The organism is Limnohabitans sp. WS1 (assembly GCF_003063265.1).
Classification (GTDB): domain Bacteria; phylum Pseudomonadota; class Gammaproteobacteria; order Burkholderiales; family Burkholderiaceae_C; genus Limnohabitans_A.
In genome coordinates, this window is sequence record NZ_NERU01000012.1 from 29,690 (window position 1) to 46,901 (window position 17,212).

Annotated in this window: 16 protein-coding genes; 7 read left to right on the forward strand and 9 right to left on the reverse strand. The window is 59.1% G+C overall.

What is annotated here, in order from left to right; all coding sequences use genetic code 11:
• Window position 1: 1 nt before the first annotated feature.
• From B9Z48_RS14330 to B9Z48_RS14360, 8 genes are all read right to left on the reverse strand, one after another.
• On the reverse strand, window positions 2-526 hold the full coding sequence (locus tag B9Z48_RS14330; protein WP_233261138.1) for a TadE/TadG family type IV pilus assembly protein: 525 nt from the start codon (window positions 524-526) through the stop codon (window positions 2-4).
• Window positions 526-1,581, reverse strand: coding sequence for a pilus assembly protein TadG-related protein (locus tag B9Z48_RS14335; protein WP_158273277.1), 1,056 nt, complete (start codon window positions 1,579-1,581; stop codon window positions 526-528). Before B9Z48_RS14335 ends, B9Z48_RS14330 begins: the two co-directional genes overlap by 1 nt.
• Window positions 1,578-1,883, reverse strand: a complete 306-nt coding sequence (locus B9Z48_RS21565; protein WP_158273278.1) for a hypothetical protein — start codon at window positions 1,881-1,883, stop codon at window positions 1,578-1,580. Before B9Z48_RS21565 ends, B9Z48_RS14335 begins: the two co-directional genes overlap by 4 nt.
• Before the next feature lie 10 nt (window positions 1,884-1,893).
• Window positions 1,894-3,564 carry a type II and III secretion system protein family protein gene (locus tag B9Z48_RS14340; protein ID WP_108379283.1) on the reverse strand — a complete coding sequence of 557 codons (1,671 nt, stop codon included), beginning with the start codon at window positions 3,562-3,564 and terminating at the stop codon, window positions 1,894-1,896.
• A complete protein-coding gene (gene cpaB, locus B9Z48_RS14345) occupies window positions 3,564-4,412 on the reverse strand; it encodes a Flp pilus assembly protein CpaB (RefSeq protein ID WP_108379285.1) in 849 nt (282 codons plus the stop codon). The genes B9Z48_RS14340 and cpaB overlap by 1 nt, the downstream gene beginning before the upstream one ends.
• 9 nt (window positions 4,413-4,421) lie before the next feature.
• Complete coding sequence (locus B9Z48_RS14350; protein WP_108379287.1) at window positions 4,422-4,610, reverse strand: Flp family type IVb pilin; 189 nt, start codon at window positions 4,608-4,610, stop codon at window positions 4,422-4,424.
• Between the two features lie 169 nt (window positions 4,611-4,779).
• Window positions 4,780-7,584, reverse strand: a complete 2,805-nt coding sequence (locus B9Z48_RS14355) for a S8 family serine peptidase (protein ID WP_108379289.1) — start codon at window positions 7,582-7,584, stop codon at window positions 4,780-4,782.
• Entirely contained in the window at window positions 7,581-7,796 is a 216-nt protein-coding gene (locus B9Z48_RS14360) for a hypothetical protein (protein ID WP_146186296.1), read from the reverse strand. The genes B9Z48_RS14355 and B9Z48_RS14360 overlap by 4 nt, the downstream gene beginning before the upstream one ends.
• Window positions 7,797-7,937: 141 nt before the next feature.
• Between B9Z48_RS14360 and B9Z48_RS14365 the strand changes: the two genes are divergently transcribed.
• The 7 genes from B9Z48_RS14365 to B9Z48_RS14395 all read left to right on the forward strand — a co-directional run bounded on the left by B9Z48_RS14365 (window position 7,938) and on the right by B9Z48_RS14395 (window position 16,728).
• A complete protein-coding gene (locus tag B9Z48_RS14365; protein WP_108379293.1) occupies window positions 7,938-9,164 on the forward strand; it encodes a glycosyltransferase in 1,227 nt (408 codons plus the stop codon).
• Window positions 9,165-9,653: 489 nt separating this feature from the next.
• Window positions 9,654-10,685 (forward strand): rod shape-determining protein, encoded by a 1,032-nt coding sequence (locus B9Z48_RS14370; RefSeq protein ID WP_108379295.1) that lies wholly within the window; start codon window positions 9,654-9,656, stop codon window positions 10,683-10,685.
• Window positions 10,686-10,701: 16 nt separating this feature from the next.
• Window positions 10,702-11,796 carry a tetratricopeptide repeat protein gene (locus tag B9Z48_RS14375; protein WP_146186297.1) on the forward strand — a complete coding sequence of 365 codons (1,095 nt, stop codon included), beginning with the start codon at window positions 10,702-10,704 and terminating at the stop codon, window positions 11,794-11,796.
• A gap of 71 nt (window positions 11,797-11,867) precedes the next feature.
• The gene (locus tag B9Z48_RS14380) at window positions 11,868-12,359 is read left to right on the forward strand and encodes a DUF4440 domain-containing protein (protein ID WP_158273279.1); all 492 of its coding nucleotides are present in this window, start codon (window positions 11,868-11,870) and stop codon (window positions 12,357-12,359) included.
• A gap of 5 nt (window positions 12,360-12,364) precedes the next feature.
• Window positions 12,365-13,678, forward strand: a complete 1,314-nt coding sequence (locus B9Z48_RS14385) for a murein L,D-transpeptidase family protein (protein ID WP_158273280.1) — start codon at window positions 12,365-12,367, stop codon at window positions 13,676-13,678.
• 605 nt (window positions 13,679-14,283) lie between these two features.
• Window positions 14,284-15,345, forward strand: coding sequence for a cyclase family protein (locus tag B9Z48_RS14390; RefSeq protein WP_108379301.1), 1,062 nt, complete (start codon window positions 14,284-14,286; stop codon window positions 15,343-15,345).
• Window positions 15,346-15,759: 414 nt separating this feature from the next.
• Window positions 15,760-16,728, forward strand: coding sequence for a tripartite tricarboxylate transporter substrate binding protein (locus tag B9Z48_RS14395; protein ID WP_108379303.1), 969 nt, complete (start codon window positions 15,760-15,762; stop codon window positions 16,726-16,728).
• A gap of 64 nt (window positions 16,729-16,792) precedes the next feature.
• Here B9Z48_RS14395 and B9Z48_RS14400 read toward each other — a convergent pair whose 3' ends face one another.
• Entirely contained in the window at window positions 16,793-17,212 is a 420-nt protein-coding gene (locus tag B9Z48_RS14400) for a hypothetical protein (RefSeq protein WP_108379305.1), read from the reverse strand.

Below are 17,212 nucleotides of genomic sequence, written 5' to 3' on the forward strand. Positions count from 1 at the left end.
GTCAGTGAACCTGCCTGAAACTGGCGCTGACGGGACCAAAGCTCAAACTGGGCCCGCCAAATAAATCAGAGAACACAAAGGTGTAGGGGTAGGCAGTGGCGGTCACCGTGGTCACGTTCAGGTGGCTGTTGGGGCTGCTCGCTGCGTTGGCTATGCTTTTTTTGACGGCATTGTTGCTGGCGTCGTCAATGGTCAACACGAAGCTGGCGTCGTTGAAACCGGGTAACAAAGCGTCTGAAGCCAAACAAGTGCTTTGGGCGTAACCTGTTTTAAACAAACAAAGTGCCGTGGCGTGGTTTTGTCCAGGTGCCTGAACCGACAGGTAGCGTGCTGTGTGGTGGGCTTGGTGCACCAGGATTTTGTAGGTGTAAATCAAGCGTCCGGCTTCTACCAAACCCAGCAAGAGGGGCACCATGAACAAGGCCAAAACCACCGTCAGCTCCACCAAAGCCGCGCCGGCTTGCAAGCGCACAGGGTGAGACAAGAGGTGCCTGTGCTGACTGCGGCGAGCGAGTTGAGGCGTCATCATCTGGCCAAAGTGGGCGCATAAGGCCCTTCTGCAGCGCTACCCCCCACCCCAAGCGTGACGCAATTTGAACTGGGCAAAAAACTGGTCAACTTTCGTGCATCGCCTCGGTAGTACACCTTGACCACCCCGCTCACGACTGGCCCCAGTTCAAGACAAGCCCAGCCCAACACCGTGGTGCTGGTGTTACTGGATGCATTGACAAAGGGCACGGCCATCAAGCGCCGGTTGGACAAGCCTGGTCCGGTGCCATACGTTGGGTCTGATTCGTAGCGGTCTTTTAAAGCAGTGCTCAATTTCGCGGCCATGGTATTAGGACCATCAATACCCACGATTTGGGCTGCGCCGGTGAGGACACCACACACACCCGATTTGGATAACAAATCAGCGTAGTGAGCTTCATCCCCGGTCAAGGTGCTGTTGACCAAGTCGGCATAACGCAAGTTGGCCAAGTCCACATCCGCGCTCACAACCAAGGGTCCGGGTACCGTGGCACTGTTGGCCAAAGAATTGGGCACCGCCGTGTAACCGAAGTCCGGACTCGTGGCGTTGCGCACCAACAAAGCCAGGGGCGGTGCACACACTTTGCTAGTCTTTTGTAGGCCCGCACGTGAGGTGGCCACGGGCAGTGAATCCCCTAAACCGACCAAGTCCATGAACAGGTTGATCAAGCCAGTATGCATGGCCGTGCATTCAACAAACCGATAGTTGGTGGATGCACTTGAAGCGGCGAAATAAACACCGTTCAAGCTGGTGCTGAAGCGCACATCCGAAGGTGAGACTGCAGCGGCAATGGATTGAAAATTTTGCTTGTTCAAATTGCTGGCCACACGACTGCCTGAGGCGGCTGCCCGCAGACTGGCCCCAGGCAAACCATTGAGCTCGGCGGCAGCCGACAGGGCGCAGGCATCGGTGGCGTTTTGGAGTTCGCCTTGGACCACCATCAAGCGACTGCCGTCGACCACAAAACCCAAAATCACCACAAGCAGCACCACGGCCAAGGCCGTGATGACCGTGAAAACGCCGCGCTGTGTGGAGCGGGGGCCGTGCGTCATTTCGCCTGAATCGCGGCTGGCGCGGACAGCCCTTTGTGGTGAATTTCCAAGCCGCGCAGGCTTTCTGTGGCGCTGGGTTTGCCCGCACCAGGCAAGGCGTGGTCTGCATCCTGCACCGTGGGGGGCAAACTCTGCGCCGCCTTGGCTCGGGTCAGCGCTATCCCCCACTGCGCATCGAGCTCGGGGGTGGTACTGGCACACGCTTGCAGCGCAACAATGGCCACAACAGCCAGCCACTGCATCGGCCACAAACACCGGACGACACCTGTGCATTGGTCCTGCTGATTGTTCATGTTTTTCATGGTGTGGAGCTCACTTCTTGGGCACCAATTGGGCTGGAGGTGGGCTGCCTTCCATCTTGCCTTCGAGCAACAACTGCGCACGCGAGGGCGGCACAAAGTTGTCGGTGGGCAAAGACGGTGGTTTGTCGGTGGCGCTGACCAAACGGGGGCTCACCACCACAATCAGCTCGGTCAGCTCGGAGTTGAATTCGGTGCTGCGAAACAGAGCTCCCAAAATCGGGATCTCACCCAACAGGGGAAAGGCCTTGATCGATTCAGTGATGTTGTTGCGCATCAGGCCACCAATGACCAGACTTTGGTTGTCGCGCAGCTGCACGGTGGTGGACACATTGCGTGTAGTGATGGCCGGCAAGATCGAGGTGCTGGTGCCCACTGACATGACCAAGGGTTCTTTGGAGATTTCAGAGACCTCAGAGGCCACCCGCAAGCTGACACGACCGCCGTCGAGCACAGTGGGAACAAACTTCAAGCCCACCCCAAATTCGCGCTCATCCAAGGTGACGGTAGGGCCGTTGCCGCCGTTTTGGGTGATGGGGATGAACACTTTGCCGCCCACCAAAAACTTGCCTTCATGGCCACTCATGGCCACGATGGTGGGTTCCGCCAAGATTTTGACCAGACCGTCGTTTTTCTTGGCTTCGAGCATGGCCCCTTTGCCTGTGACGCCCGCGCCCAGCAACACCCCCAAACTGCCGTCCGAGGCACCGCCCACCACGTTTGAGATGATGTTCCAGCGCATGAGGTCACCGCGCTCAACCCCTTTGACACCCAGTTTGTCGAGCAAGGTTTTGGAAATTTCGGCGATCTTGACGTCCAACATGACTTGCTGGGGGTCACGGATGCGCATCAGGTTGATGACTTGGGCGCGTTGGGAGTTGGCCGACAAATTCCCCAGGCCTCCGGCTTGGGGGTTAGTTGCACCGCTGCCGGGTGTGCCCGATGGGCTATTGTTGCCGCCAGCCTGCGGGTTACTGGACAGAGCCGAGGCTTGCCCGCCAAAGCCGCTGCCCGGCTGCAGCTGTTGCAAAAAGGCTTGGGCCAGGTTGACCACCGAGTCGGCCGCTATGGCGTCAGACACCATGCCGCTGAGCACAATGGAGCCCGATGCGCTGGTGAGTTTGATGTCTTTTTCATGGGGCAGCACACGGCTGAGCACGTCAGCAAACACACCCAAGTTCACACCCACCGTGAGGTTGACGGTTCGGGATTCGCCGGTTTTGTCCCACAAAATCAGGTTGGTGGCCCCAACGCTTTTGCCCAAAATGTAGAGCTCGTTGTTTTTGACGAGCGTGAAATCGGCCACCTGTGGGTTACCCACGGCCACGCGGCTGGCGGCAAAAGGCAGCACCAACACATGGGCCCGCCCGGCCGCGATGTCGAGGACCACAGGCAAGCGGTTGGCTGGCAACACAGATTTCACAACGACAGGTTGAGCCAGTGCCTTAGGCTGCGCAGTGCGTGCTGACTTTTTGTCGGAGCCTTTGGGCTGTAGATCGTTGGTGGCTTTCGTGACCCGTTTGACGGGGGCTCTGGACTCTGCCCTGGCCGAAGCATCAACGGCCGGTTTGACCGTCAAAGATTCACGGGTTTCCAAGGCCCAGACGCCCTGAGAACAGGACCAAAACAAACAGGCCACGACCCAAGGGCGGTGGCCAGAATAAAACGGGACCAAATTCGGCATCAGGGTTGCTCCTCGCGCTTGGCGATGCCGCGAATCGAGGTCACGGTTTCAGTTTCTTCAGATGGGGGGCGGGCTGGGCGAGGAGCCGCTGGCGGTTTGGTTCGGGCTTGAGGCGCTGCGCCAGCGGCTGTGGGAGCTACACGGACTGGCACGGGTGGTGCCGAACGCAATATGTCGCTCAGACGGGTGCCGTCAGAGTCCGCCACAGCGGTGTCGTTTTCATTGCGCAGCACCAAAGACAGGGTGCCGATGCTGCGGGCCAAATCGAGTTTTTCGGCTTCGGTGGGGGTCAACTCTAGGGTCACGGCCTTGACCACTTTGGGCTTGGTGGCATCGGTTTCGGTGTCTTGCGCCACCGCCAGCACTTTGATGCGGGTCAGCACCGTGGTGGCAAAAGGGGCGTTGGCCGCGTCTTTGGCACTGACCAACACGTCCACATAACTACCCGGCAGGGCAAATCCGGTCACGCCCACCACTTCGTTGACGCCCACCGAAATGGCGCGTTTGCCCGATTCGATGGTTGAAGCCAGACCGCCCCGGGCATCAACCGCTGCGAGCTTGGGCTCGATCAACAGTTCGCCAGGGTAAATGGGGTGCTTGGCCACGCGGCCAACCAACGCACTGGCTTTGCTGAATGATTGTTCAGGGGCTTTGCCCCGTGGCCAGGCCATGGTTTTGACTTGACCCGACTCGATCACTTGTCCGGCAGCTATGGGGGAAGCGGCCACAACCAGCATCACCTCAGAGGAGGACACAGAAGGGCCGAGCAAACCCATGGACCGGGCTGCAAAAAAAGTAGCCAAGGCCCCCAGCAAGAGGGCAATGGCTGTCAAAGATAACTGCTTCACTGGGACAACTTAGTTGATCTCACCTGCGATTGTTCCAAATGCAGTAGTGATAGCCGTTGTCAAAGCAGGCAAAGCCAACGCCACAACCACACCAATCAAGGCCGCTAGCAAGACGTACTCGATCATGGTTGCACCTTTTTGACGCTGAACTGCCGAGGCGCTGTTCAGGCATTTGCTCAAAAGACTCAAATTTTTCATCGGATTTCCTTTCGTGGTGAATGCGAAAACAACATATTCGTCAACGCTGTGAAATTCTCATTTAATTTGTCAAAGACGTCAAGCAAGTGCTTGCTTTTAAAGAATTTTTCACTTTTGACGATATTTTTGTTGCATCAACACCACAAATCGACCGAAGCTTTCAAACCTCCTAAATCACCACAAAATCGGCGCTGACCAAGGTGCCGGTCACGCCTTGCAGGGTGCCAAATTGCACGGCGGCCACGGCACCGGTGCCGTCGGCGTCGTACAGCAAAGCGCCGTTGCTGGCGTTGTAAACAATGCGGTGGGCGGCTGTGGTGGCACCGGTGCCTGTGGTGAAAGCGGTGGCCGCCAATGTGCCGGTGCGGGTCAAGGCGGTGAAGATGCCCGTGTTCTCCAGACGCATGGTGTCGTCGGCCACGTTGTAGCCCACCACGGTGTCGATGTTGGTGGCGCCCAGTCGGCTGTTGAAGACAAAGAAATCTCGGCCCGCGCCGCCGATCAAAGTGTCGTTGCCCAGGCCTCCGTTCAGTGTGTCGTTGCCCGCCGCGCCATCGATCACGTTGGCATTGGCGTCGCCGGTCAGGGTGTCGCCCGAGCTGCCACCGGTCAAGTTTTCAACCGCGTGACCCGCCAGCAGGGCATCGGTGCCCGAGCCTCGGGTGTTTTGGTTGGCGGTGCTGGCCAAGCTGAAGGTGACTGCCGCTGTGGTGCCCAAAAAACTCACGGTGTCCACGCCTGCGCCGCCCATAAAACGGTCGTTGCCCGCCCCGCCAATCAGGGTGTCGTTGCCGTCGCCGCCGCTCAGGGTGTCGTTGCCGGCCAAGCCTTCGATCCGGTCATTGAGCGCCGTGCCCACCAGGTTGTTGGCCGCTGTGGTGCCCAGAATCACGTTCACTGTGCCTGTGCCACCGCCGGGGGGTGGCGGGGGCGGAGGTGGTGGCGGAGGGGGCGTGACCGCCCCTGTTCCCGCGCTGGGTCCGACAAAGGGCACGGCTGGCGTGTCCAGCGAGGCCGTGGGGTCCAACACATTTTTGTCGCTGAAGGCGATGTACTCAATGCCGGTCAACCAGTCGGTGCCCTCGGCACCGGTGACCACCGTCTTGCCGCCCGAGGTGGTGATGACATAAGCGCTGGACAAACCCTGAAAAACCGCCCAGTCGAGGCCGTCACCGCCGTCCAGACTGTCGTTGCCCAAGCCCCCAAACAAAGTGTCGTCGCCTTGCTGGGTCAGCAGCTGGTTGTCCAGACTGTTGCCTTGCAGGCGGTCGTTGCCGTCACCGGTCACCGCGTTTTCAATAGCATTGGTCGTGCCCATGGTGATGAAGCGGGTTCCGTCCAAGGTGGAGTTGGTCCCCGCATTGAGGTCCAGCAACACGCCTTGGTACAAGGCTGCGCCATTGATCCAGTCCACACCGCCGTTGGTGTCGTTCAGGTTCAAGCGGGTGCTTTGGCCGGCCTGTGCTTGGGCAATAAAAACTTCGTCGGTGTAGTGGTAAACGTTGTTCACATCCATGGCCGAGCCGTAGGCACTCAGCTCGACCGAGTTGAGTCGGCCAGTGCCTGTTTGCACGGTGTCTTGAATGCGCACCGACCAGGTGCCGGCCAGTTGCTCGCCCCGCAGGCCATCCAGACCAAAGGCATACGACAGGCCCAGGTCAGACGTTGTCGCCGTGCCAGTGGTGCCGTTGTACAAGTTCATGCTGGTGCCCGAGGGCGAAACCAGCTGAATGATCAGTTGCGTGAGGTCCGCATGCGTGAAGTTCAAGGTCAGGGCCACATGTTCCAAAGACATGTTGGGCGTCACGTTGAAGTTGTAGGTCAGGGTGCCGCCGTCCACCATGGCCTGGTTGGCGTTGATCACTCCGCTGCTGATGACCAGCTCGTTGGCCGATGTCTGCGCTTGCGGCATCAGCAGGCTCCAGACCTCGGCCATGCGCACGGCGTTGTAGGCGTTGACCATGCCGTAGCCATAGTCTTCGCTGTAGTGCAAGCCGCCGCCGTTCCAGTTGAGGGCTTTGTTCCAGCGCCAGGCAAAGTGTTCAAGGTTGACTGGGCCGCCATACACGCTGCCGGTGCCCACCGCGCTCAAGCACAAAATGGCATGCACATCGCGCCAGCCCAACAAGGGGTTGGCATCGAGCATCAGGGCCACCACCCCCGACACAATGGGTGCGGCCGCCGAAGTGCCGCCAAAGGCATTGGTGTAATCGCCTGCCAGCAGACCGTCGTAACCCAAGCCGCCACCCAAGATGTCGGTGGTCACCGAGCCGGCCGGTGCACTGACCAAGATGTGGGCGCCATAGGTGGAATAACTGGCCACGTAGCCATCGGCCCCCACGGCGGCCACGGTCACGGTGTGCTGCGAGGCATCGAGGCCATCGCCGTTGCCATTGGCGTCGTAATTGCCCGCCGACTTGACGGTGATGGTGCCCAGGCCATTGCGGCCAAACACGGCTGCGTTGTGAAACTTTTCAATGTCGGCCAAAGCCGAAAAGTTGGCCACCGCACCGTAGCTGTGGTTGGTCACGTCAAAGTTTTGCAGACCGTCCAGAGTCAGCAAATAGCGGTCCCAATTGAGGTTGATGTCGTCCGCACCGCCAAAAATGGTGACCCCGGTGATGCTGCCGTCAAAAGACACCCCCACCCCACCCAGTCCATTGTTGTCGGCGGCAATCAAACCCGCCACCGAGGTGCCGTGGATGTCGTACTGCGTCAGGGGTTCACCCGGGTTGACCAAACCGTTCACGGCCACCAACAAGGCGCTGAAAAAATTGGTGCTCAGATCCCAGTGCGTGGCTTGCACCCCCGAATCCCAAATGCCGACGCGCACCGATGCGCCCGTGTGATCGGCCCAGACCCGTTCGATGCCGATGGTGCTGTTGACCCCGGCAAAGCCCAGCTTGCCGATCATGGCCAGATGCCACTGACTGATGTACAGGGGATCGGTGGGCTTCAATGTTGGAATGATCATCGCTTTGGCTCCTTGACTGAGATGTGTTCAACACGCAAGGTGGGGTAGGCCTGCATGCAGACCGACTGCGCTTCCCATCGACCTTGAAGACCCATCAAAATGCCAGGCGCAAAACCTTGCACACTCAGACCGGTCAAACTCACCAAATCTCCGCTTTCGGTGCGAAACAAGGGGCACACCACGCCGCCGGGCACCACGACGCCGCGCAACAAAACAGGAGATTGGGAATGACCGATTATAGGAAATCCGAAAAAAAACGACATGCAAACCAAGAAAAACCACTTTTTTGACATTTTTTTATTGAAAATGTATTTTTTAGCTATTTGAAGATATTGGTCATTTCACCACTTTGTATGCGCATCCTCTTCATTCACCAGAATTTTCCGGGGCAATTTCGCCATTTGGCCCCCGCCATGCAGGCGGCTGGCCACAGCGTGCGGGCCTTGGCCATACAGGGCAAAGGCTTACCGGGCGTGGACATGGTGCGGCACCAGCCCAATATGCAGCCCAGCAAAACGATTCACCCTTGGCTGGCCGAATTTGAGACCAAGCTGATCCGGGGCACCTCGGCGCTGCAGGCCATGCTGGCCATGAAGCAGCAAGGCTGGACCCCCGACCTGGTGGTGGCCCACCCCGCTTGGGGCGAGGCCATGTTCATCAAAGAGGTGTGGCCGCAGACCAAGGTTTTGGCGTTTTTAGAGTTTTATTACAGCGCCACGGGCCGCGATGTGGGCTTTGAGCCGGGCATGGACACCCTGAATATGGACACGCTGGCGCAGCTGCGCTTGAAAAACATGACCCACATGCTGGCCCTCGAATGCATGGACCACGGCATGGCCCCCACCCATTGGCAGCGCAGCACCTTTCCCAGCGCATGGCAAGACCGCATCGATGTGGTGTTTGACGGCATCAACACCCAAGTGGTGCGGCCCGATGCCAAGCCCCACATGCAGCTGCAACACGCCGACGGCACAGGCCACCGCATTCAGGTGGGCGACGAGGTGCTGACTTTTGTGGCGCGGCAACTCGAGCCCTACCGGGGCTACCACCAGTTCATGCGGGCTTTGCCCAAAATTCAGGCCCAAAGGCCCCAAGCCATCACCTTGATCGTGGGCGGCGACGGCCACAGCTACGGCCAGGCGGCCCCCCAAGGCAGCAGCTGGAAAAACATTTACCTCAACGAAGTCAAAGACCAGCTGGACCTGTCGCGCATTTATTTTCTGGGCACTTTGGCTTATGAGAACTACCTCAAGGTTTTGCAGTTGTCGGCTTGCCATGTGTATCTGACCTACCCCTTTGTGCTGTCCTGGAGCTGCGTGGAAGCCCTGAGTGCAGGCTGTGTGGTGGTGGGTTCACGCACCGCCCCGGTGATGGAGGTGATTGAAGACGGCCACAACGGTGTGTTGGTGGATTTTTTTGACACCGAAGCCTTGGCCGACAAAGCCATCCATGTGCTGGCCCACCCCCAGGCCTACCAAACCCTGCGCCAACACGCCCGAGCCACCGCCGTGTCGCGCTACGACCTGCACACCCAGTGCTTGCCAGCGCAACAAAAGTTGCTGACCTCTCTGGTGGCCTAAGGCCCCCATCGCCCCGGGGGCGGGGCTCCCACAAAATGCGGGGCATTCCCCTGTATTGCTGGGCCATCGCCCCGTATTGCTGGGCCATCCCTCCCTTGTGGGAGCGACGCCCTCGTCGCGATAAGCCTCGCAGACCACCACCCATCGCCCCGAGGGCGGGGCTCCCACAAAATGCGGGGCCATCCCCCGTATTGCTGGGCCATCCCCCCATATTGCTGGGCCATCACCCATATTGCTGGGCCATCCCCTCCCTTGTGGGAGCGACGCCCTCGTCGCGATCAAGCGTTGCAGACCACCACCGAACCCGATGTCAGGAAGGCTGGTCCTCACAAAAATCCGAAACGGTCTGCCTTGCCTTGTGAAGGACTCACAGGTTGTGAGGCATGAAGTAACACCTGCACTGAAAACACTTTGTGTGATGTGCACGACATTGGGGATACAATTAAATTGTGATTTTTAACAAAATAATCAATTTAACTGCCTAACTCAATGTTTTCAGGAATTTTTCAGCCCAAAGACATTGCGATTGACTTGGGGACTTGCAACACTTTGGTCTACGTTCGAGGAGAAGGCATTGTTTTGGATGAGCCTTCGGTGGTGGCCATTCGCTCGGAAGGCGGTCCTTTGGGTAAAAAGTCTTTGCAGGCGGTGGGGAGCGAGGCCAAGGCGATGTTGGGCAAGGTGCCCGGCAATTTGTCTGCCATTCGCCCCATACGAGGTGGGGTGATTGCCGATTTCGCCTTGACCGAACTGATGCTGAAGGAATTCATTCGCAAGGTGCGGCCCAGAGGGCTTTTCAGATCGCTGCCCCGCGCGGTGATTTGTGTGCCGTGTGGGTCGACTCAGGTTGAAAGGCGTGCCATTCGGGAGTCGGCTTTGGCCACCGGTGCCAAAGCGGTTTTTTTGCTGGAAGAGCCTTTGGCTGCGGCCTTTGGTGCGGGCATGCCCGTGACCGAGGCCACGGGCTCCATGGTGGTGGTCTTGGGTGGGGGCAGCACCGAGGTCGGCATCATCTCTTTGGCCGGCATGGTTTTCAAATCCAGCATCCGCGTGGGGGGCGACACATTTGACGAGGCCATCATGGCCCATGTGCGCCGCCATCACGGCGTGTTGATTGGTGAACACACGGCAGAAAGCATCAAGATCGCAGTGGGCTGTGCCTTGCCGTCAAAAGAAGTCTTGCAAATCGAGGTCAATGGCCGCCACATGGCCTTGGGGGTACCCCACACCTTCACGATCACCAGCAACGAAGTCACGCAGGCGCTGACCGAGCCGCTTGGGCAAATCATTGAGTCGGTCAGAAACGCTTTGGAAAGCACGCCGCCAGAGCTGGGCGCAGACATCGCCAACAAAGGCATGGTGCTGACCGGTGGGGGGGCCTTGCTGCGTGATTTGGACAAATTGTTGAGCGATGCCACCGGTGTGCCGGTCTTCATCGCTCCCGAGCCTCTGACCTGTGTGGCCCGCGGTTGTGGCATGACTTTGGAGCGCTTGAACGAACCTGCCAGGCTGTTCAGTTGAGGTGAGCACTGTGCACATGAACTTTTTGATCCGTGGCTGGCTTTGTTTGGGGGTGTTGCTGTGGCCTGTGACCAGCACACCCAAATCCCCTGCGCTCACGGCTTTGCTCGAGGCCGAGCCCGCATCGCTGGTGCAAGTGCGCGAGTTGATGCAGGCCGGGCGCTTGGCCGAAGCGGGGCAAGAAATTGCACGTCAGTTGCAAAAACCCGCCCCAGACCCTCAATTTCAATTGCTGCAGTGTGTGGTCTTGGCCAACCAAAACCAAACGCCCAAAGCCATCACTTGCCTGAACGCACTGGTCAAAGCGCAGCCCGACATGCTGGAGGCCTACAACAATTTGGGCGTGCTGCACGCCAGTTTGGGGCAGCACGATGAGGCCAGGCGCTGGCTGAATTTGGCCATGCAACGCGTTCCGGCCTTGTGGACAGTGCACCAGAACATGCAAAACCTGCAAGCCGAGGTCTCACGCAAGGCTTATGCCAGTGCACTGCAGACCGAATGGCCCTTAAAACCTGCAGCGCCCAAGCTGACTTTGTTGGCATCGACTTCGCTGAGCAGCATCGAGAAAAAGCCCAAGCCGGTGGCCACCGATGCCCCAAGCCCGGCGAAAGCCACGTTGCCGCCCCCTGCGGCCGACACGGCCTCAGCGGTGCCCAGCGCTGCACCTGCCGCAGCGGTGCCCAGCGCTGCACCTGCCCCCGCTGTGCCGGCCATCCAACCCAAGACTGCACCGGTCCAAGCCAACGAGAAAACGCCCTTGGACGAGGCCACACGCCAGCAGGTCCAAGCGGCCATCGAAGCATGGGCGCAGGCCTGGAGCGCTCAAAACATGCCGCAGTATTTCGCGGCTTACACGCCGGATTTTTCAATGCCCAAAGGGCTTGGACGCGCGGCATGGGAAGCCGAGCGCACGTCGCGCATTGCGGGGCGAAAGTTTGTTCGCGTGTCCGTGCGTCAATTCAGCTTTGAGAAAGTCGGTGTCAAGGTGGTGGCCCGTTTCAGCCAGGTTTACGAGTCCGACAACATTTTTTCGACCCACCGCAAACGCCTGGATTTGGTGCGCCACGAAGGCGGCTGGAGGATTGAGCGGGAAAACGTCATCGCCCAGTGAGCATGCGCTTGAGACATTTATTCAGAACCCACACCCGGTGGCCTCGTCGGCTGGTTTTATGGAGCATTCCTTTGTGGCTGCTGCTGGCCCTTTGGTTTTATCAAGAGCCGTCCGAAAACTCCGGCGCCAGCAACTGGTTGCCGCCCATTGAGCTGAGAGAAAACATCCAGGTCACCCCCAGCTTGGCATCGGGCACCCAGCCAGACGACCCAGAACCGGCTGTGAGTGATGACAGTGCGCTGCGTTCAGCCTTGACCCGCTGGAGTGAGACTTGGAGTGCCAGAGATGTTCCGGCCTACCTCGGTTTTTACAGTCCGGATTTTGTGCCGCCCAAAGGTCTGAGCAAAGCGGCTTGGACCCGGTTGCGCAGTGATCGGATTTCGAGCAAGCAAAGCATCCAGATTTCATTTGAAAAACTCAGACTGCAGATCAACGGGTCATGGGCCACCGTCAAGTTCACCCAGGTTTATCAGGACGAGCGCTTGCGCCGACTCGACCAAAAAACCATGGTGTGGCAAAAACGTGAGGGTCAATGGTTGATTCAAAGCGAAACCACGGATTGAGAGACATGGCTATTTGGCAACGGGTTCAAGGGACCTTTTTGAGACTGGGTTGGGGCAAGACGGGGTCACGCGTCTTGTGGATGGCGCTGCCGCTGTTGGCAGCGCTGTGGATTTTGCTGCGCCTGATCAGCGTGGATGCCGTGGCCAAATCCAGCACTGAAGGTGCTTCGCACGCGAATGGCCATTCAACACCCCGCGCCGCGTGGCACACCTTATATGAACCCAGCGAACCGCTCAAGGACGAGCCGCTCGGTCTCGCCCCGGGGGGCAAGGCTGCTGCAGGTACCAAAACCCCAGCCAAACCCCCACGGGAAAAGCCGACAGAAAACGGTGAAACCCTGTTTTTGCAGACTTACCAGCTGTTGAATGCGGGGGAGCATGCGCAAGCCATGCAGGTGGCTCAAACCATGGTTGAACGATTCCCGAACTTTCAGCTGGGGCAGTTCATTTATGCCGATCTGTTGGCCAGCCTGTCGGGGGGCTTGCACGAGCGCGAAGCTTTGTTGCAACACCCTGATGTGCGCCAACGCTTGAGCCAACTCAAAGCCGAAGCCTTGCAGCGCACACGCCACCAGGACAAGGCTTTTTTTGCCGGCCAATACCCGGCCCCTGTGCGTTATTTGTCCCCCAATGTGGCGCAGGTGGTGTTGGTGGATGCCCAAAAATCGCGTCTTTATGTGTTGGCCAACCAACGGGATGATGCAGGGAAAAGGTCGTTCAAAGTGGTCTTTGATGCCTATGTGTCCATTGGCAACAATGGCATGGGCAAATGGCGCGAAGGCGATGGCAAAACCCCGGCAGGGGTGTACTTTGTTCAAAAGCACCTGACCGATCCAATGCTGCCTGACCTGTATGGCTCAGGGGCCTTGACTTTGGATTACCCCAGCCCCATCGACAAAGAGCAAAGAAGAACGGGCTCGGGCATTTGGCTGCATGGCTCGCCCAGTCAGCAATACGCACGCCCGCCCACCGCCACCGATGGCTGTGTGGTGCTGGCCAATGACGACATGACGCGCTTGATCCAGCTGGGGCTCAAAGCCGACACCCCCGTGGTCATTGCAGAACAACTGACTTGGCACGATGCGGCCAAGGCCCCACACCTGAAGGCCCCACCTAAGGCCTGGCCTGAGCCGGAACAGATGCGCAAAACACCCGGTGATTGGCAGCTGATCTCGGCCTTTGAGTGGACGGACAAGCAGCAAAACGTGGCGGTATTGAGCCACGAACTGCAAACCGCCAGTCGCACCCCCAAACGCCTGCACAGTTATTGGGTGATGGAGGGCCAGCGGTGGAAAGAGGTGGGTCGCCCCGGCTCTTGATCCGGCCCGACGAAGTTTGCATCAGCGCTTGGTGTACAGGCCCGACGCGATAAGCCTCGCAGACCACCAAAAATCGCCCCGAGGGCGGGGCTCCTACAAAATGCAGGGCATCGCCCCATGGGCTGGGCATTGCCTTTGTGCTGGGCATTGCCCTTGTGCTGGGCATTCCCCTTGTAGGAGCGACGCCCTCGTCGCGATCACCCCCGCAGACCACCAAGAATCGCCCCGAGGGCGGGGCTCCTACAAAATGCAGGGCATCGCCCCGTGGGCTGGGCATTGCCTTTGTGCTGGGCATTGCCCTTGTGCTGGGCATTCCCCTTGTAGGAGCGACGCCCTCGTCGCGATCACCCCCGCAGACCACCAAGAATCGCCCCGAGGGCGGGGCTCCTACAAAATGCAAAAGATTCCCCCAATGGCGGGGCTCCCACGCTGATCGCTGTGCCCAAGACAAGCCTTTCACTTGAAACTCTCACAAAGCCAGATCAACAGCACAACAACGGTTTGAGCCCGGTTTATAGCGGCGTACAGGAGGGTCATGCGGCGGACAGCGGTCGTTGCTGGATTTTGCGATGATGAGGTTTCAACCCCATTTCTAGGAGACCGCCATGTCCACTTCGCCCCGCTGGAAACAACGCCCACCCGGATCCAATTGGGGTGACTTTGGCCCCGATGACCAATGCGGTCGCATGAATTGGTTGACGCCCGAAAAGGTGCTGCAGGGCATGGCCGAGGTGCGCACAGGACAGAGCTTCAACCTAAGCCTGCCACTGGATTTCCCGGGCGGCAATGTGCTCAACCCGCGCCGTCAGCCCCCTGTTTTGCGCCCGACTTTGCGCGAGGGCCAGCCGAACATGAACTACCAGCTGTGGTGCAGCAGCCCCGATTGCACCGACGTGATTTGCGACGATTTGGTGATCATGCATTTGCAATACAGCACGCAGTGGGATGGTTTGGCCCATGTGGGCTCGATGTTTGACGCCAACGGCGATGGCGTGCCCGAGCCGGTTTATTACAACGGTTTCAAGGCGGGCACCGATGTCGTGGGGCCACGCAGTGCAGAGGGGGCGGGTATTTTTGGCTTTCCGGACATTGCCCGTGAATCGACCAGCCAGGCCAAGGCCTTGGGCATCGAGAAAATGTCCGAGCGCTGCGTTCAAGGGCGTGCCGTGATGATTGACCTGCATGCCCATTTGGGCAGAGAGCGGGTGCGTGTGGACTTCGACATGCTCATGGAAATCATGCGCAAAGACCAGGTGGTGGTAGAGCACGGCGACATGGTGTGCCTGCACACGGGCTTTGCGCAAATGCTGCTGGAGATGAACAAAAACCCGGACCCGCACGCCGTGGAGCATTCGTGTGCGGTGCTGGAAGGTCGCGACGACAAGTTGCTGCAATGGATCACCGATTCGGGGCTGGTGGCTTTGATTGCGGACAACTACGCGGTGGAGGGTTTGCCGTCGACACCCCAGCCAGGCAGCTGCGCTTCTTTGCCTTTGCACGAGCATTGTTTGTTCAAGCTGGGGGTTCATTTGGGTGAGATCTGGCACCTGACACCTTTGGCCGAACATTTGCGTCAAGCAGGTCGCTCACGCTTTTTGCTGACGGCGCCGCCGCTGCGCCTGCCCGGAGCCATCGGCTCACCCGCCACCCCCATTGCCACGGTGTGAAAGTCCAAGCCAGGTCCGTGGGCCCACTCGGTCGCGGCCTGCCTCACTTTTTTGCAGTACTTACGCCCTCGTCGCGATCAAGCCTCGCAGACCACCAAGAATCGCCCCGAGGGCGGGGCTCCTACAAAAGGCAGGCATTCCCCTGCGCTGCGCCCCCACAAAATGCAGGGCATTCCCCTGTGCTGCGCCCCCACAAAATGCAGGGCCTTCCCCTATAGGAGCGACGCCCTCGTCGCGATCACCCTCGCAAACCACCCCCCATCGCCCCGTGGGCGGGGCCCCCACACTCGTTGTGCCCAAGACAAGCCTTTCACTTCAAACTCCACAGGGCTTACTCCCTAAGGGAATACGCTCAACGACAAAACAGCTTCAGAGTCGATACTGATTGTTGTTGAATTTTTGAAGGTGTTGCTCATGAAAACAAAGATTTCTCGTTGGGCCTGCGCGACCTTGGTGGCTTGCTTGCCACTGGTGTCGTGGGCCCAGGCTTGGCCCAGCAAACAGCCCATCAAGCTGGTGGCGGTGTTTCCGCCCGGTGGCTCTGTGGACCAGGTGGCACGCATTTTGTCGGGTCCGCTTTCTCAGCAATTGGGCCAAAGCGTGGTGGTGGAAAACAAGGGCGGTGCCTCGGGTGTGATTGGCACGGCCAGCGTGCTCAGTGCACCGGCCGATGGCTACACCTTTGCCGTGGTGTTTGACACGCATGGTGTCAACCAGAGCTTGATGGCCAGCATGCCTTATGACAGCAAAAAAGACCTGGTGCCGCTGGTGCTGGTCGGCACTTCGGCCATGATGCTGTCGACACATGCAAGCACCGAATACAAAACATTTGCCGATGTGGTGGCTGCCGCCAAGGCCAAAAAGAACGTTTCATTTGGCACGATTGGCAACGGCAGCTTGGGCCACCTGGCCATGGCTTTGCTGGCCAAAAACGGAGGCATGGAGTTCAACCATGTGCCGTTCAAGGGCGGCGGCCCTTTGATGAACGATGCCATTGCCGGGCACATTCCCCTGACCATGAGCACGGTTTTCCTGAACAAGCCGCACATCGACAGCAAGCGCTTGCGGCCGTTGGCTGTCACTTCGGCCAAGCGAGTGGCTGATTTTCCGGATGTGCCCACCATTGCCGAAGCGGGCTTTGCCGGCTTTGAGGCTCCGGCTTGGTGGGCTGTGCTGGCCTCGGCCAAAACCCCGCCCGAGATCGTCAAGCGCATGAACGAAGAACTGAACAAGGCCTTGGCCAACCCGGATGTGTCCAAGCGCCTGGTGGCCCAAGGCATCGAGATTTCAGGCGGCAGCGTCGAAAAAGCCAAAACCTTCATCGATGGCCAGATCGACACCTGGGCCAAGGTGGTGCGCGAGAACGGCATCAAGGCCGATTGAGTGCTGACCCGACAGGTGCTCATCCACCAGTCGGGGCTCAATGCCTGGTCTGTACCTGCACGGCCTACAACTTGGGGGTCTCGACCACCAAGTTGGGCTGCAGCGCACGCACGCGGTGGTCCACGTAGTAGCCGCCAAATTCGGTGTACTTGAGCAACACGTGTTGGCATTGGCTGCAGGCCAAGACATCGCAGCGGTTGTAGGGAAAAAACCGTGGCGCGATCGGGGCGTTGGGCGATTCGTAACGCGTGCCATTCGGGTGAAACTCTTCAAACGTCGGCTCCGCGTCTGCCCCTGCATAGGGATCGGCGGGCGCTGCACGCAAAGTGCCCAGGTGGTTCATTTGCGCTGCAGGCCAGCGGTCTTCGGTGATGCTTTCCCACCCGGTGCAGGCACCCACAGCGCAGGTGCAGGCCTTGGGGGCTGAGGCTTCGCCCAAAGCCTTGAGGGCTTGGGCATCGAGGATGGGATGTTCAGCGGTCAT

Coding starts and splice junctions, on each gene's coding strand:
- B9Z48_RS14330 (WP_233261138.1), bottom strand. CDS start 526: ATGACGCCTCAACTCGCTCGCCGCAGTCAGCACAGGCACCTCTTGTCT.
- B9Z48_RS14335 (WP_158273277.1), bottom strand. CDS start 1,581: ATGACGCACGGCCCCCGCTCCACACAGCGCGGCGTTTTCACGGTCATC.
- B9Z48_RS21565 (WP_158273278.1), bottom strand. CDS start 1,883: ATGAAAAACATGAACAATCAGCAGGACCAATGCACAGGTGTCGTCCGG.
- B9Z48_RS14340 (WP_108379283.1), bottom strand. CDS start 3,564: ATGCCGAATTTGGTCCCGTTTTATTCTGGCCACCGCCCTTGGGTCGTG.
- B9Z48_RS14350 (WP_108379287.1), bottom strand. CDS start 4,610: ATGAAAAATTTGAGTCTTTTGAGCAAATGCCTGAACAGCGCCTCGGCA.
- B9Z48_RS14355 (WP_108379289.1), bottom strand. CDS start 7,584: ATGATCATTCCAACATTGAAGCCCACCGATCCCCTGTACATCAGTCAG.
- B9Z48_RS14365 (WP_108379293.1), top strand. CDS start 7,938: ATGCGCATCCTCTTCATTCACCAGAATTTTCCGGGGCAATTTCGCCAT.
- B9Z48_RS14370 (WP_108379295.1), top strand. CDS start 9,654: ATGTTTTCAGGAATTTTTCAGCCCAAAGACATTGCGATTGACTTGGGG.
- B9Z48_RS14375 (WP_146186297.1), top strand. CDS start 10,702: ATGAACTTTTTGATCCGTGGCTGGCTTTGTTTGGGGGTGTTGCTGTGG.
- B9Z48_RS14385 (WP_158273280.1), top strand. CDS start 12,365: ATGGCTATTTGGCAACGGGTTCAAGGGACCTTTTTGAGACTGGGTTGG.
- B9Z48_RS14390 (WP_108379301.1), top strand. CDS start 14,284: ATGTCCACTTCGCCCCGCTGGAAACAACGCCCACCCGGATCCAATTGG.
- B9Z48_RS14395 (WP_108379303.1), top strand. CDS start 15,760: ATGAAAACAAAGATTTCTCGTTGGGCCTGCGCGACCTTGGTGGCTTGC.
- B9Z48_RS14400 (WP_108379305.1), bottom strand. CDS start 17,212: ATGACCGCTGAACATCCCATCCTCGATGCCCAAGCCCTCAAGGCTTTG.